The sequence below is a fragment of the Erwinia sp. JUb26 genome, assembly GCF_003751505.1.
In the GTDB taxonomy this organism is placed as follows: Bacteria; Pseudomonadota; Gammaproteobacteria; order Enterobacterales; family Enterobacteriaceae; genus Erwinia.
Map to the genome: position 1 here is coordinate 178,904 of NZ_RJVB01000004.1, position 15,140 is coordinate 194,043.

General features: G+C 50.0%; 10 protein-coding genes and 3 pseudogenes. 5 read left to right on the top strand and 8 right to left on the bottom strand.

All coding sequences use genetic code 11. The features are described 5' to 3' along the window. The first annotated feature begins 14 nt into the window (after positions 1 to 14). Together EC836_RS12395 and EC836_RS12400 are read left to right on the top strand one after the other, a co-directional pair. Entirely contained in the window at positions 15 to 1,445 is a 1,431-nt protein-coding gene (locus tag EC836_RS12395; RefSeq protein ID WP_123333487.1) for a sugar porter family MFS transporter, read from the top strand. 273 nt (positions 1,446 to 1,718) lie between these two features. Then, positions 1,719 to 2,762: a LacI family DNA-binding transcriptional regulator gene (locus EC836_RS12400; RefSeq protein ID WP_123333489.1), complete on the top strand. Its 1,044-nt coding sequence runs from the start codon at positions 1,719 to 1,721 to the stop codon at positions 2,760 to 2,762. Positions 2,763 to 2,942: 180 nt separating this feature from the next. Here the strand turns inward: EC836_RS12400 and hisC are convergent, their stop codons facing one another. From hisC to EC836_RS12435, 7 genes and pseudogenes are all read right to left on the bottom strand, one after another. Then, a complete protein-coding gene (gene hisC / locus EC836_RS12405) occupies positions 2,943 to 4,064 on the bottom strand; it encodes a histidinol-phosphate transaminase (protein ID WP_123333491.1) in 1,122 nt (373 codons plus the stop codon). A 12-nt stretch (positions 4,065 to 4,076) separates the two neighbouring features. Further along, positions 4,077 to 5,192: an iron-containing alcohol dehydrogenase family protein gene (locus EC836_RS12410; RefSeq protein ID WP_123333493.1), complete on the bottom strand. Its 1,116-nt coding sequence runs from the start codon at positions 5,190 to 5,192 to the stop codon at positions 4,077 to 4,079. A gap of 11 nt (positions 5,193 to 5,203) precedes the next feature. Beyond that, positions 5,204 to 5,962, bottom strand: a complete 759-nt coding sequence (locus EC836_RS12415) for an ABC transporter ATP-binding protein (protein ID WP_123333495.1) — start codon at positions 5,960 to 5,962, stop codon at positions 5,204 to 5,206. 10 nt (positions 5,963 to 5,972) lie between these two features. Beyond that, positions 5,973 to 6,812: an ABC transporter permease subunit gene (locus EC836_RS12420; RefSeq protein WP_199735136.1), complete on the bottom strand. Its 840-nt coding sequence runs from the start codon at positions 6,810 to 6,812 to the stop codon at positions 5,973 to 5,975. Positions 6,813 to 6,830: 18 nt separating this feature from the next. Further along, complete coding sequence (locus EC836_RS12425) at positions 6,831 to 7,826, bottom strand: ABC transporter substrate-binding protein (RefSeq protein WP_123333497.1); 996 nt, start codon at positions 7,824 to 7,826, stop codon at positions 6,831 to 6,833. Positions 7,827 to 8,240: 414 nt separating this feature from the next. Next, positions 8,241 to 8,360: pseudogene (locus tag EC836_RS25130) on the bottom strand (IS630 family transposase); the annotation flags it as partial. After that, positions 8,361 to 8,675: pseudogene (locus EC836_RS12435) on the bottom strand (transposase); the annotation flags it as partial. Positions 8,676 to 9,247: 572 nt separating this feature from the next. Here EC836_RS12435 and EC836_RS12440 point away from each other — a divergent pair. From EC836_RS12440 to EC836_RS12450, 3 genes are read left to right on the top strand one after another with little or no spacing between them, the layout of a single operon-like run. Beyond that, positions 9,248 to 11,083, top strand: a complete 1,836-nt coding sequence (locus tag EC836_RS12440) for an AAA family ATPase (RefSeq protein WP_123333499.1) — start codon at positions 9,248 to 9,250, stop codon at positions 11,081 to 11,083. Further along, positions 11,046 to 11,951: a HAMP domain-containing sensor histidine kinase gene (locus tag EC836_RS12445; RefSeq protein ID WP_123333501.1), complete on the top strand. Its 906-nt coding sequence runs from the start codon at positions 11,046 to 11,048 to the stop codon at positions 11,949 to 11,951. Before EC836_RS12440 ends, EC836_RS12445 begins: the two co-directional genes overlap by 38 nt. Beyond that, a complete protein-coding gene (locus tag EC836_RS12450; RefSeq protein WP_123333503.1) occupies positions 11,951 to 13,393 on the top strand; it encodes a response regulator in 1,443 nt (480 codons plus the stop codon). The genes EC836_RS12445 and EC836_RS12450 overlap by 1 nt, the downstream gene beginning before the upstream one ends. Positions 13,394 to 13,428: 35 nt before the next feature. Here EC836_RS12450 and EC836_RS12455 read toward each other — a convergent pair. After that, positions 13,429 to 14,830: pseudogene (locus EC836_RS12455) on the bottom strand (ISNCY family transposase). Positions 14,831 to 15,140: the final 310 nt, after the last annotated feature.

The window sequence follows — 15,140 nt, forward strand, 5'->3', positions numbered from 1 at the left end:
CGGAGAGCAATATTATGTCGTATCAACACAGGTTTCATGCCCGCTACGTGTATATGCTCTGCCTGGCGGCTTCCGCCGGTGGATTTATGTTTGGTTATTCCGAAGGGGTGATCGCCGCAACGCTGGAGTCGATTCAGCACACCTTCGGCCTGAATTCGGTACAAACCGGCTGGGCGGTTTCCAGCGTGATCTTTGGTGGGGTGATCGGTGCGCTGACCGCCGGGAAAATGGCGAATAAAACCGGCCGCAAACCGGTGATGCTGCTCAGCGCCATCCTGTTTGTGATTACCTCTTATTTTTCGGCCGTCGCGGACTCGTTTACGCTGTTTACCGGCTCGCGGCTAATCTGCGGTATTGCCGTTGGGCTGGCGGCAACGGTGGCCCCGATGTATATCTCTGAAATTTCGCCTGCCAAAATGCGCGGCAAAGCCACCGGCACGTACGATCTGTCGATGGTGGTCGGCGTGCTGGCGGTGTTTACCGTCAACTACCTGATTGCACGCGGCATGCCGCAGGCCTGGATGGTGGAAACCGGCTGGCGGATTATGATGGCCGTGCAGCTGGTGCCGTCGCTGGCGATGCTGGTGTTGATCGTTTGCTTACCGGAGTCGCCGCACTGGTGCATTCGGCATAACCGCAGCGAGCAGGCGATTAAAGTGCTGTCGCGTATCTATCCGGAGCTTAATCAGGAAGAGGCCCGTCAGCTGTTTCAGCTGCCATCGTCACCCGTCAGAAGCTCAAACACGGCGAGCAAAGGCGCGTTGGCGGACAACCCGGCGCTGCGCTATATCCTGGTGGTCGGTGTGGCGATTGCGGTTCTGCAGCAGTTCACCGGCATCAACGTCATCAACTACTACACCCCGATGATGCTGGAAGGCACCACCAGTGATAAAGACATTATCTTCTTCGAAACGATTTTTGTCGCCCTGCTCAATGGTGTTGGCGCATTTATCGGCATGCACCTGTTCGACCACTACGGCCGTCTGCCGATCATGAAGATTGGCACCGTCGGTGCCATCGTCGGGCTGCTGATCGCCTCCTGGGGTCTGTACAGCAATGATGTTGGCTATATCGCCATCAGTGGCATTCTGATCTTCACGCTGTTCTTTGGTATGGGTTGGGGCGCGGGTGCCTGGGTAATGATCTCGGAAATCTTCCCGGACAGAATCCGTGAATTCAGCATGGGGCTGGCCGTGGGCCTGATGTGGATCAGCAACTTCCTGATCACCCTGGTGTTCCCGATCGTCAACGACAATGCCTGGCTACAGGAGCAGTTCCACGGCGCGTTCTCCATGTGGATCTTCGTGGCGTTTAACGTCGTCTGTTACTGGTTCCTGTCGCGTTACGTTCCGGAAACCCGAGGCGTGGCGCTGGAAGACATCGAAAAGGTCGCGGAAGCGAAGATGCTGAAAAATTCGCTGTCCGTGCAGACGGAGAAAGGCTGATTTCCCTGCTGCTGCTGGTGAGGGTAATCATCCGCCAGCGTGTTTTCTGCAAATAACGGAAAGTGGGCCAGACTACAGGCCCGCTTAACCGTACAGCCCTGTTCACATCATCTGCCGGGTGCGGCGTTTCTTTCGCCTGCAGATGATTTCTTAAAATGAGATCTGCGTTGAGGTATTAAGAATCAAAAAGATTTCCTGAGGCTTTCTTGAGGCTTTCCTGAGCGGGATCGAGTAACATCGGCGCAGGCCATAACAGGAGACAGGTTGTTGTTTATGAACCGTAAACCGACGATGAAAGAGCTGGTTACTGCGACGCAGCTCAGCAGAGCAACCATTGACCGGGTGCTCAACAACCGTCCTGGGGTTAAAGCCAGAACGGTTGAGACCGTTCAGCGTGCTTATTCAAACCTGCTGGTTGCTGCGGCGGATGAAGTCAGTTCCGAACGGTCGCTTCACAGCGAAAAGTTCGCTGCGCGCTTTGGCGTAGTGGTTCAGGCGGGCGCGGAGTATAACGAGTCCGTGCAGAGTGCAGCGGACAGGATACAAGATAAGCTGGGTAATCAGGGTATTACGCTTGACCTTGTCAGCTGTTCCGACGTAGACGATGATGCCGTTGTGCAGCTGCTCATCAAGCAGGCTGAGCACACCGATGGCCTTGCCGTAGTGGCTAAAAACACGCCGGTTATCAATGCGGCCATACAAAAACTTCGCCAGCAGGGAAAACACATTGTTGCGCTGGTCAGCGACCTCGATCCTGAAGCGCGTGATGCCTACGTGGGTATTAACAACCGTGCAGCGGGGCAGGCGGCAGGCTTTATTCTTGGCAGACACTTACAGCGGGAAGAAAACCCCTGTGTTGCGGTGATAGTCGGCACGCTTTCCTACAGCTGTCACGATGACCGCGAGATCGGGTTTCGCGCACAAATTCGTAAAACGCTGCCGTCCGTTCAGGTACTTGAAGTGGTATCCGGCAACGATAACACCGAACAGACTTACCATGCGGCAAAAGAACTCTTCAGCAAGGCACCAAACCTGTGCGCCGTGTATAACGTTGCCGGCGGCAATGCAGGACTGGCCTCAGCGCTGGATGAATATGCCGGTTTGGTCAGGCCTGTGGTGGTGACCCACGAAGTGAATAACGTCACGGAAAAGCTGATTCGTGAAGAGAAGATCGACTATATCCTGACTCAGGATATTTCCCAGCTGCTGACCGTAACCGCCGAGAAGCTGACCGCGCTGGTCATGCAACAGCCCGTGAGTTCGCAGACGTGTCTTCCGATTGAAATTATCACCCGCTTTACACTGCCTGCGGGGTGAAGAAAGCGTCATTCTGATAGTGAAGGGTCAGACAGGACTAACTGTGCGTTGTATCTAATCCCGGGGGCAGGTCAACGCATTCTTTAATCAGGGATTTTTCCACACAGCGCAGACAGTTAAAGACTGGCCCGAAGCTGTGGCGGGCCATTTTTTGACATTCACGTCGGTCCCCGAACGGGATTAAACGACAACATCCAGAGCGTTCCCGGTTTGTACCAGCGCCTGCGGCAGCAGCGCCAGCACCCGCTGGTTCTCTTCCGGCGTGCCAATGGTGACGCGTAGCCATCCCGGCAGGCCGAATCCCTCGCCCGGACGAATCAAAATCCCCTGTTGGTAATAGACGTCGACCACCGGCTGGCTGTTCGGCAGCCCGGTATGGAACAGCACGAAATTGCCGTGTGAGCGGATGTAGCGCAGTCCCAGCGCGTCCAGCGTCCGGTAGTACAGTTCCCGTCCCGCCTTAACGCCATCGACGACCCGCCGGTAATACTCCCGATCCGCCAGACTGGCGGCGGCGGCCAGCTGCGACGGCGTGCTGATGTTGACCGGCAGGTGCAGGCGGCTCATCAGGTCGATCAGTTCCGGGCGGGCGATGCCGTAGCCGATGCGGAACGATGCCAGTCCGTAGGCCTTGGAGAAGGTGCGCAGGATGACCAGATTGCCGAACTCGCGCAGCAGGCGCGGGCTGTCCGGGAAATCCGGGTCGTCGACGAAATCCACATAGGCCTCATCCAGCACCACCACGATATCGCGTGGGATCGACTGGAGAAACTGGCGGAGAGTCGGCTCGGTCACGATGCCGCCAGCCGGGTTGTTGGGATTGCACAGCCAGATGACGCGGGTCTTGTCGTTAATTGCCTGTTTGAGCGGCTCCAGATCGATGGCGAAATCGCGCAGCGGCACGGAAACGAAACGGGCTTCCATCTGACGGGTGGCGTTGTAGTAGTAGGGGAAGGACGGCGTCAGCGCGATGGCTTCATCACCCGGCGACAGAAACGTCTGGGCGACCAGCTCAATCAACTGGAAAGAGCCGGTGCCGAAAATCAGCTGTTCGGGCGGCAGTTGATGATAGTCGGCCACTTGCCGCCGCAGCGCGGAGGCGGTGGAGTCAGGGTAGTAGCTGAGATCGTCCCAGTGGTCGAGCAGCGCCTGCTTCACCCGCGGCGACAGGCCGAAGGTGTTCTCGTTAGCCGACAGATTGAGGATCTGGTGCGTGCCCAGCTCCTGCCGGGTGGCTTCCAACGTTCTCGCCGGTATGAACGGACTGAGCTCGTCAAGGATTTTACGATGGGTCGGGATCATTTAAGGCTCCTGTCAGGCGGCGGTGTGGTGTGGAACGACGGCACGGATCTGCCGTACCCAGCGGTCGGTCTGGCGGATGGCGGTTTCAATCTGCTGCGGGCCGGAGGCGAAGGGCAGGCGCGTCAGGCGTTGCAGCTCACTGAAGGTTTCCTGCGCCAGCAGGGCGATATCGGCGTCGATGTCGTCGCTGATGCCGATCTCTTCCAGCGTCAGCGCCAGGCTAAACTGTTCGAACAGCTGCACGCGCTCGCGGAAGCTGTCGTAGTCGATGCCGCTGATAACGAACTGCGTCAGCAGCCCCAGCGCCACCTTGTCGCCGTGCAGGCGGTAGCGGGTATGGGCCAGTCGGGTGGAGGCCTGATAATACGGGTGGGCGAAGCCGCCGAAGTGCCGACCGTCGTGCAGGGTGCCGACCTGTCCTGCCAGATAGATGATGGCGTCGACCGTGTCCAGCCCGGCCTGCGTCACCACGCCGCGTTGCCCCTCTTCAATGGCCTGCCTTGCCTGACGCGAAAGCACGTCGAACGCCAGGCGCGCGGTGTGGATCATCTGCGGCAGAGTGAGCGAATGGACGTCCGGCGTATGGTTCGGCTCGGTTTCGTACCATTTGGCAAGCGTGTCGAGCACCCCTGCGTGGGTGTAGCGCGCCGGGGCGGCCAGAATCACTTTGGTATCGGCCAGCACCAGCACCGGGGAACGGCGGTTGAGGTGTACGGCGTCGAAGTCGCCCTCTTCGTCGTACAGGATCGACACCGCCGCCCAGGCGGCGCAGGTGGCGGCGATAGTGGGCACGGCCACTACCGGCAGGCCGAGCCGATCGCCCACCACTTTGGCGGTGTCGCACACCCGGCCGCCGCCAATGGCGATAATCACGTCGGCGGTAAAGTCTTTAGCCTGCTGGCTGAACAGCTCGATGACGCGCCGCGTCGGGTAGCCGGTGAGCGTTACCGCCTGGTGGGCGATACGCTGCTCTTCCAGACTGGCGGTCAGCGTGGCGCCGACCTTTTCGAACGCGGTCTGGCCGGTGATGATAAAGGCGCGTTTGCCGTAGCGTGAGATGTGCTCGCCCGCCTGCGACAGCAGATCGGGCTGGTTGAGATACTGTTCCGGTGTCTTGATAGTGAGCATGATGATTCCTCTTAGATGGTGAATTCTGCCTGTGGGCTCTGATGTTCAGGCTGGTTCAGGATCTTGCTGAGGATCAGTTTCTTGTAGTGCAACTGGTCCTCTTCGGCGGTGTGCGGGCGGCTGAGCTCGATACGAACATCCAGCGCGATGTGCTGGTGCGCCATGACGATCACCCGGTCCGCCAGCCGCACGGCTTCGTCCACGTCATGGGTAACCAAAATGCCGGTGAAGCGCTGCTCCAGCCAGACATTCTCGATCAGCGCCTGCATGTCGAGGCGGGTGAGTGCGTCCAGCGCACCGAGCGGTTCGTCCAGCAGCAGCACGCGCGGTTCGGCCACCAGTGCGCGCGCCAGCGCCACCCTCTGTTTCTGCCCGCCGGACAGCACGCCCGGCCAGCTGCGCTGCTTATCGGCCAGCCCGACTTTGGCCAGCACGCTTCGCGCCACGTCGTCGTCCCGGTTCGGAGAGCCGGAACGTACGTTGTCCAGCACGCTGCGCCAGGGCAGCAGACGCGCTTCTTGAAACAGCACGCGGACGTGCGGATTGACGCCGTCGATCGGCTGACGGTCAATGGCGATGGTGCCGCTGGTAGGCTGTTCCAGCCCGGCGATCATGCGCAGCAGCGTGCTTTTGCCGCAGCCGCTGTGGCCGACGATGGCGACGAACTCGCCGGGCGCCAGCGTCAGGCTAACGTTGTTGAGAATGGGCACGTCGCCGAAACGCTTGCTGACGTTGTCGAGGGTAATGCCGTAGCCGTTGGGGGACGTCATGATGGAGTTCCTATTGGTTGCGCCAGCGCAGCACCCGGCGCATCAGCGACGAGGCGATGACGTCGGACAGTTTGCCGAGCAGCGCGTAGATGATGATGCTGAGTACCACTTTGTCCATTTGCATCAGCTCGCGGCCGGTGATGGCCATGTAGCCGATACCGGCGTCGGAGGCGATGGTTTCAGCGGCTATCAGCACCAGCCACATGATGCTCAGCGACAGCCGCACACCGACCAGAATCGAAGGCAGCGCGCCGGGGAAGATGATGTCGCGGAACATTTGCAGCGGCGTGAAGCCGTAGACCTTGCCCATTTCCAGCAGACCGCGATCGATGTTCCTGATGCCGTGGAAGGTATTGACGTACACCGGGAAAAACACGCCGAACGCCACCATGGCGATTTTCACTTCCTCGCCGATGCCAAACCAGACGATAAACAGCGAGATCACCGCCAGCACCGGGATGTTGTGCACCATGTTGATCGTGGTGCTGAGGGTAATTTCAGCCCGCCGCGACACACCGTTGAGCAGGCCGAGCACGAAGCCGATGCTGCCGCCGAGCAGGAAACCGGCGATGGCGCGCCGGGCGCTGACGTACATGCTTTCGGCCAGATCGCCGTTCTCCAGACTGGTGATGGCGCGCGTTACCACCTCAAGCGGCGACGGCAGAATGGAGCGGCTGGCTTCGTTCAGGCTGGAAAGGTGCCAGACGATCAGCAGTACTATTGGCAGAAGCCAGGGGGCGAGCAGGCGCAGCAGCCGCGCCAGCGCAGGTTTGAAGCGCGGCGGTGAGATAACGCGCGGCGGCTGAATCACCGACTCGGCGGCGAGTGAAACGGGATGATTTTTCTGCATGGCGGTCATTCCGTGAAGTTATCGGGGAAGGTATTTGGCAAGGGCCTGATTGATAGGAACGTCCAGCGTCGAGTCGTAGAATGTGGCGACATCGGCCGGTTTTTCCAGCAGCCCGGTGGCGTACAGCGTGTCGGCTACGTCCTGCTGGGACTTGAGCGCTTCAGGCGAAACCACGAGGTAGTGGGATGGGCCCTGGACGTACTCTGCTTTGATGTCCGCCAGTGCCACGTCGTAGGGGCGGCCGGTCGGGTCGGCTGATACTTTAGCCCAGGCTTCCGGGTGCGTTTCGGCATAGTGGTAAGCGGCGTTCAGGCGGCCGATATAGTCGGCGAAGGCGGCGCGTTTACCAGGGTCTTGCAGCGAAATTTCTGACGCCGCAATCGGGAAATTGCCGGACAGAATATTCTCGGCGCTGGCCAACTGGGTAGCGCCGCGCAGTTCGGCGGCTTTAATCGAGTTGCCGTAGCTGGCGAAGGCGTCGATACCGCCGCTGAATAGCGCGGTGACGCCATCGGCGGTGGTAATTTCTACACGCTGAATGTCGTCCCATTTCAGACCGGCGTTTTTCAGCATCTGATACAGGAAATAATGGGCGGTGGTGGATTTAATATAGCCGACGCGTTTGCCTTTTAATTCCGCCACGCTTTTTATCGGCGAATTGGGCGGAACGATCAATTCCTGATGCAGGGTGGAGCTGTTTTTAATCGCGATAATTTTGAAATTACCCTTATTTGCTGCCAGCGACGCAAATACCGGCGGAATTTCGCTGGTGACGGCGAAATCCACTTTGTTGGCCGCCATTGCTTCCAGCCCCAGCGCGCCGCCCTGGAAGGCCTGATACGTAACGCGATAGGGTGTATCGTCCAGTTTCGCCAGCTTTAACACCGCCTGTTCGACTTTCCAGCCGGTGCTGGCCACGCTCAAGGTGGTCTTGCTCAGGTCGGGGGCGGCGATGGCACTTTGTGCAGCCAACGCCAGCAAGGTAAATACCCAGCCGAAAGATCTTATTCTCATGTCCTGTTTCCTGTTGTATTGGTATTTTTAATTGATGCCACTGCAACGTTATTCGTGGTCGAGAATAAGATAATATTTGTGATATATGTACGTTTTCGTCATGCTTTTTATAGCATTGCTTATGCGGAAGTTTATTAGGTTCTCAAAATAACTAGATCAATAGAAATATCCGTATATTCGAGGCGGATATTAGGGTTTTGCTGTTACAATAATTGTTGAAGCTGCTTTTAAATGTTCGCTATTCAGCTAAATATCAGGTCTAGGTTATCGTCTGCATCCCCAAAGTGAGATTACTAAATTGCGCTAACAACATTGTCAAAGCTCAGTAGAAATGTCTAATTACTGGCTCATTAGGAATGTCTAATAAGGAAAAATATATCTCGGTTAAACTGCTCTTACGGTTTAGGGAAATTGAAGCGCCTGCCACAACCGTTCGACATGATTGAACCACGGCGAGTAAACCGGCTGGTAAAACACCATGGACTTCGGGTTTGCTTTCAGCCAGCACAACGTTTCACGGCTTTTGTGGATGATTATGCTGACTCTTCTGGCTCTGACTGCGTCCTGTGCCATCCGTTTTCGACGCGATGGTTTTGCCATGGCCTCCTGAAGAATGTCGGTTTTGAGGCGTTCTTCGGCATACATCTTTTTTAGGCGGCGGTTTTCGTCTTCCAGCTCTTTCAGACGGGTCATCATGGAGGCGTCCATACCGCCATAGCGTGAATACCATTTATAGAAACTGCCACTGCTCATGCCATGCTCGCGGCACAGTTCAGCCACCGGCGTACCGACCTCTGCCTGCTTCAGAACGGCCTTGATCTGGCTGTCGGTAAAACGTGATTTTTTCATAGAGAGCTCCCCGGTTCAGATTACGAGAAAATTGTACTTATGAACACACCGGTTTTTCGAGAGGATTACCGACTGGCGAAACGGGAAATATGAAGAAAAACCAACCGACATTACTAATTGAAGGTTGTATCTAATCTTGGGGGCAGGTCATGGCTAAGGGCTACTGCAGGTATTCAAGCCACTTGCGGCATCCCGTTGTGTTAACAGCAAATTTACTTGATATAGCTTACTGTTAAGAATAAATTGGTAAACAATATGAATGAATATGTCTGAAACAGTTCATTTTACAAGATAGTTAAGTGTTTATAACATTTTTATCTAAATCGTGTTGGATTCAGAAAAAAACAAACTATAGGCTGGGCAATTACGATGGGATTCATAGGGCTGGTTAGTACACATTACTATAGTAATCTGAGCGGATCTAAATGGTTAACATATGAAATCATAACAAAATTTATGACCATGGATAAGAACATATCAATATGGAAAATTTTTAATGAAAGGTTTTAAAAAGGAAAATGTGATCTTTCTTGATCTTTACGGTTTGTTAGTTTGCCGAGGTGAAATTTTTTATGAGTAATTTATACATTAGTCGCGTGCAGATTGAAGGCGGATTTCTAGATGGATTAGATGTCTCACTTAAACGTGGTTTAAATACAATAATAGGTGCACGAGGAACAGGGAAATCGACATTTATTGAACTAATTAGATATTGTTTAGATGTAAAAGGACATACTGTTGAATCCAACAACAAGGCAATATCGCATGCTAAATCAGTGCTTAGTGATGGGCAAATAACCGTTACGATATGTGATGGAAGTGAGACTGTATCGTATACTAGAACTGGTGAGAGTGAGCCTGTACCGCCAATAAATCGTGATTTAAAAACGCCATTGATATTTTCTCAGACAGAAATTGAAAATGTTGGGTTAACTTCTTCAGGAAGAATGAAACTTATTGACGATTTTTTATCTGGATTAGACACTATTCGACAACAAGAGTATGCTGAAGTAGCCATCGTAGAATCCTATGCATCTGAAATTCTCTCATTATCATCAAGTGTTGATGATATCGAGGAGAAATTATTGATGCTACCTAAACTCAGAGAGGAGATGGTTTTACTTGAATTAGAAGAGAAAAAAATATCTGGTATTTCTGAAATTGCAAAAACAAAGTCAAATGATTTAAATAAGTTGAGTGAGACTTACTTTAACTTAAAAGCAAATACTGAGAAAAACCATAAAAAAATAGAAGCAATAAATTCATTTAAGGGTTATTTAAATTCTTTCTTAATTGGTAAGCAAGAAATGGAAGCATGGGTATTAAGTGAGAACCCTAGTGACGCAGAAATATGTGATGATTTAAATTCAGTGAGTAATTATATAACATCTATAATCGCTAAATTTGATAGTCTAATGAATGATGTATCCAATGACCTTTCCGGGTTGCAAAATAAAATGCAAGACGTAACCAAGCAAGGGCAAGTGTTGCGTTCCGACATTGATAAAATACAGGAAGGCGCCGGTGAATTAGCAAGAAAACGTCAGGCGCTTCAGCAGTCAATAATAAATTTAGAAAATGTAAAGATAAATAATTCCGAGAAGAATGTTAAGATTTTTGATTTGAAAAGCAAAAGGGATAAATCACTTAAGACTCTTTGTGAAATAAGGAAGCAGAGGTCTGATATGCGCGTGGCTAAATGCAGCGAATTAAATCAGGCACTAAAGCCTAAGATTAAAGTAAGTATCGAAGTTGCAAACAGATTGGATGAATATCAGCAGGTGCTTATAAATGCCTTGAAAGGTGGAGGTATTAGATATAACGACATTGCGCCAATTATTAGTGCATCAATTCCTCCAGTGGTGTTAATTGATATATTGGAATCAAACGATTTAGATGGCTTTACTTCATTGGTTTCAATATCTAAAGATCGAGCATTAAAAATTATCAATAGTTTAAAGCAATCCACTGATAAGATAGCTACGGTCTTGTTAGAGGATGAAATAAAGCTAGAGTTATTAGATGGGTCTGAGTATAAAGATTTTACTTCACTCTCTACTGGTCAGCGATGCACAGTGATATTGCCCATAATTTTAGAGCACAAGGAGAGTATCTTAGTCGTCGATCAGCCAGAAGACCATATTGATAATGCATTTATTGTGGAAACTTTAATTTCCTCAATTACACGACGCGCGAAAGATGGTCAAATAATAGTTTCATCGCATAACGCCAATGTGCCAGTTTTAGGTGATGCTGAAACAGTAATTCATCTAAATTCCGATGGTACACGTGGGTATGTTATTGCGGAAGGCGGCCTTGATGATATTAATATAGTTTGTTCAATATCAAATGTCATGGAAGGGGGAAGAGATGCTTTCAATCGTAGGGCAGAATTCTATGGTAAATGATTTGGACAATGCATTAAAAAGTTTAGTTTCTCCGGATGCTAATGAGAGGTTTTATGCAGCAAGGTATTTTATCGAAAATAACACTCCCAGTGCCCGACCTAGTTTAGAGAAACAAAGAAGTAGGGAGTTAGTGAGACATGTGCGTATGGCATTGGATAAAGCTTTACACCGTATGACTCCTGATTCGAAATGTATTCCTGAAACTGATGATTTGACCGACAAAGCGAGAGTAAGATACTTAAAACGCGAGGCAATTGATGAGTTTTCAGGAACGATCTTACATGAGCTTTCACCTAAAATTGGATTGTTGAAAGAACATTTAGCACGTGAAGTACATGAATATGAAATCAGTCGGTCTAAAAAAGTAGTAGATAGTATTCTACGTGTGTTCGGTGCGATAGAAAGTTTAAGGTATACTGCTAAAAAACCGGAAAGTCATGAGTTTGATTTAGCCCAGTTAATTAGAGATGTAGTTGCTGAAGAACATTGTGATAATATTTCATATATATATGAGGGTGTTCAGCCATGTATCATTAAATCTGATCCGCGCATTTTATGTCTTGCTCTTGCAAATGGCATACGAAATGCTTTGGAATCAATCAATTCATATGATCTAAGTGACAGAGATCTTACTATTTGTTGGGGTGCAACTAACGTTGACAATTGGGTAAGTATTATTGATACAGGAACAGGGTTACTAGGTTCGCCAGAGGCTGCTTTTAAAATTGGGAATACCAATAAGCCAAATCATACTGGATTTGGTATGGCAATTATCCAGCAGGCAGTCGAGAACTTAGGTGGGGATGTAACTCTTTCAAACATAGCTTCTGGTGGAGCAAAGCTAAATTTAAGGTGGGGTAATTTTTAATGTCAAACAGGACCTTTAAATTATTAATCGTTGAAGATGAAGATGATATCGCTGAAAATATATCTAGAATATTTAAAGATGTATTTGATAATATTGAGATTACTTTAGCTACATGTCGTAATGAAGCATATGAAATATTAGATGATAAAAGAATTTTTTTTGACTACATCACACTAGATCTGAATTTCCCAATAATAAAAAATGGATTCGAAAAAGATCCTCAGAATGGGCTAGCTGTTCTTGCGAAATGTGTTAAAAATCTCAAAGGTACACCCATTCTGATTTTGACAGGAACTAGTACAGTTGAAATGATAGGGCAATTTCTATCTTCTTCAGTTCACAAGGATGTCTGGGGTAGTGGAGTTTCTGGCCCAACAATTGAACATTGTAGGAAAGAACATTTTGAGACACTGTCTGGTATTGTTGATAATTTAAAGAGGAAATTTGATAATATATTTGATGTGGAGTTAGATGCTGAATTTGATAGTACTGAACTTCCTGTAGAGCACGATAGATTGATAAGGATATTTAGTAAAAAACAGGGTAGTGTCATTACGAAAATAAAAGCTATAGGTGGTGGATTATCAGTATCTAAAGTCTACGGATTGGAGCTATCCAATAATCATGGCAATGTTTTTTTAAGGGTCGTTTCTAAATGTGGCCCAAGTAATAAAGTAAATGAAGATGAATCGAATTATCGTGCTTTTATATCAAGGTTATCACCTGGCGCCACTCCTAGATTGATTGATTTAATCGAACATGGAGCTGCATCCAATGGTGCTGTATTCTATGGGTTTGCTCATAGCTATGAACACTCATTTTTTAGTGCTTCAACCGCAGGAGTAATGAATGAGCGGTTATTTAATAACACTAGAAGTATTCTTGATGTGTGGTATGAAGCTCGAGAGATGAAAACGTGCTCAATAAAAAGCATACGACAGAAAGTTTTATCTGATGATCACGCCTATGAGTTAATGAAGTTTTATAACCTTGATTCTGCAATGAATTTTGAAGATCACAATGTAAGTTGTTCTTTTTCAATCCAGCATGGAGATCTTCATGGGGAAAACATACTAATTAATATAACTGATAACTCTTCATCACTCATCGACTACGGTGACATTGGAGAAATGGTTAGTTTATTAGATCCGATCACGCTTGAGTGCAGTTTCTTGTTTCATCCTGCTGCAACTAAGTATGATTGGCCTACTGATCAAAATTTAGAAAATTGGAGTTCGATAGAACTGTATCTATACGGATGCCCCATAGCTTCAGAAATTCGTTTTTGCAGAGACTGGCTCAATTCACGCAAACGTGGGAACAGGGAGGTAAGTGCCTGCCTATATTCTTATGCTTTGCGTCAACTAAAATATCCAGAAACAAATAAGGGGCGTGCTTTGAAACTAATAGAAGCAGCATATCGACTTTATTCTGAATCATGATGAAGCCATTGCTTTAATTGTATATTCTGCCAAGCTCACCTTTTACCAAAGATGGCCTCAGAGCTCCCCTGAAGCTTTATCATAGCTTCAAGCAGGTCATCTTCGTTCAGTGAGCGCTGGGATTTGTTGATACTAGGGGCGTGCCGTCTGCGGGAAGGCTCATCACCAGAACAAGGTAACGACTGTGAGCGATTATAGTCCTGTTTTCTCTGGACCTGACGGGCAACATCCAACACATGGCCAAGTCTCTTGTTATCCACAATTGCGACGGGATCAACCTCAGAAAGCCGGTCATAGGTGGAGTAGGGCAGCAGCACGCCATTTAGTCGCAGCTCCTTATGTCCGTCAGGGTAATGCCAGACATCAATATACTTGCCGATGGCTCTTCGACTGTACTCGTTGTCCTCAATCAAATAGAGCATTTTATCGTATTGTACAGTCAGGCTTTTTGACACACGACGGGGCTCTCGCCAGGTCAATTCCGTATCCAGGTCATCGTCTAATGCCAGCGGCCGATGTGCGTTAAAATCACGCAGGGGTGCTTTGGCAAAGCGCCAGTTATAATCAGCCATGTATTCTTCAGCAAATGCATTCGCTGCTTCTATCGTACTGATCCCTTTAAGCCTGAGCTCCTTAACCAGCCTGTCCTGAAGTGTCAGGTGGGCACGTTCCACACGCCCCTTTGCCTGGCTCGTCTCCGCGCATAGCGGGATAATATTTAGGCAGCGCATGGCTCGGGCAAACTGGGTTTCACCTGGACCAGTGGTAGCGTGCTTATTATTGACTCTGAATACGCTGGCTTTATCGCTGTAGAGGATCATGGGCTTACCGTATTTCTCGATATAGCCACGGGTCGCTTCATAATAGGTAAAGGTGGACTCAGATTTCACAAACAGCAGATGCATCAGACGACTGGTGGCATCGTCGACATAGACCAGTGCCCTGCAGGGCCGACCCCGGTTTTCAAACCAGTGATGGTCACAGCCGTCAATCTGTATCAGCTCGCCAGTACAGGGCCGCCGGTAACGGGGCTGATGAATTTTCGGTGCGCGTTGTCTTCGGGGGATCCAGAGTCCGGCTTTTATCATAAGGCGTCTGATGATTTCCTTGCTCAGGAGCAGGCCGTGAACTTCCTCCAGTTTTTCCCGGGCCAGTGTGGGGCCAAAATCGCGATATCGTTCTCGTATGATACTCAGTGCCTGGTCAGTCAGTGACGCGGGCAACAGGCGGTTGCCCGTGCGACCGCGACTCTGGTTGTTCATACCAAGCGGCCCGGACTGGCGATAACGCTTCAGCAGACGGCTGCAATGGCGTGGCGTGATGCCGAGCATGTCCGCAAGCCTGACCAGGACGCAGGTTACGTTCGATGACATCCTGAAGGATTTTGAGGCGGTTGATTTCTTTCACGGTGAACATCCCGGCGTCATGTATAGCCATAGAAAACTCCTCATCAGGAAAAGTGAGTCGTTGACTAGACATACAGATTTGAAAACTATAGCCTGGACATTCCTAATGAGCCACAAATAGACATTAGCATTGAGCCACTACAACCTTAGTGCGCATAATACTAATTATGTTAAATTAACTCTCAGAAGCAGCACCCAACTCATCCATATCACCTCTACCCTCATAAGATGGCCTACTCTTGCCAAATTCTCCTCTTCAGGAGTTTTTTACTATCTGCGAAGATGTGACAACGCCGCCTGCATGTAAAGTGTTTAGGATTAGTGCCTTCCCCTCCAGCAGG

Bases quoted from the DNA above. Each gene is read 5' to 3' on its own strand.
- EC836_RS12395 (WP_123333487.1), top strand. From the start codon at position 15: ATGTCGTATCAACACAGGTTTCATGCCCGCTACGTGTATATGCTCTGC.
- EC836_RS12400 (WP_123333489.1), top strand. From the start codon at position 1,719: ATGAACCGTAAACCGACGATGAAAGAGCTGGTTACTGCGACGCAGCTC.
- hisC (WP_123333491.1), bottom strand. From the start codon at position 4,064: ATGATCCCGACCCATCGTAAAATCCTTGACGAGCTCAGTCCGTTCATA.
- EC836_RS12410 (WP_123333493.1), bottom strand. From the start codon at position 5,192: ATGCTCACTATCAAGACACCGGAACAGTATCTCAACCAGCCCGATCTG.
- EC836_RS12415 (WP_123333495.1), bottom strand. From the start codon at position 5,962: ATGACGTCCCCCAACGGCTACGGCATTACCCTCGACAACGTCAGCAAG.
- EC836_RS12420 (WP_199735136.1), bottom strand. From the start codon at position 6,812: ATGCAGAAAAATCATCCCGTTTCACTCGCCGCCGAGTCGGTGATTCAG.
- EC836_RS12425 (WP_123333497.1), bottom strand. From the start codon at position 7,826: ATGAGAATAAGATCTTTCGGCTGGGTATTTACCTTGCTGGCGTTGGCT.
- EC836_RS12440 (WP_123333499.1), top strand. From the start codon at position 9,248: ATGAGTAATTTATACATTAGTCGCGTGCAGATTGAAGGCGGATTTCTA.
- EC836_RS12445 (WP_123333501.1), top strand. From the start codon at position 11,046: ATGCTTTCAATCGTAGGGCAGAATTCTATGGTAAATGATTTGGACAAT.
- EC836_RS12450 (WP_123333503.1), top strand. From the start codon at position 11,951: ATGTCAAACAGGACCTTTAAATTATTAATCGTTGAAGATGAAGATGAT.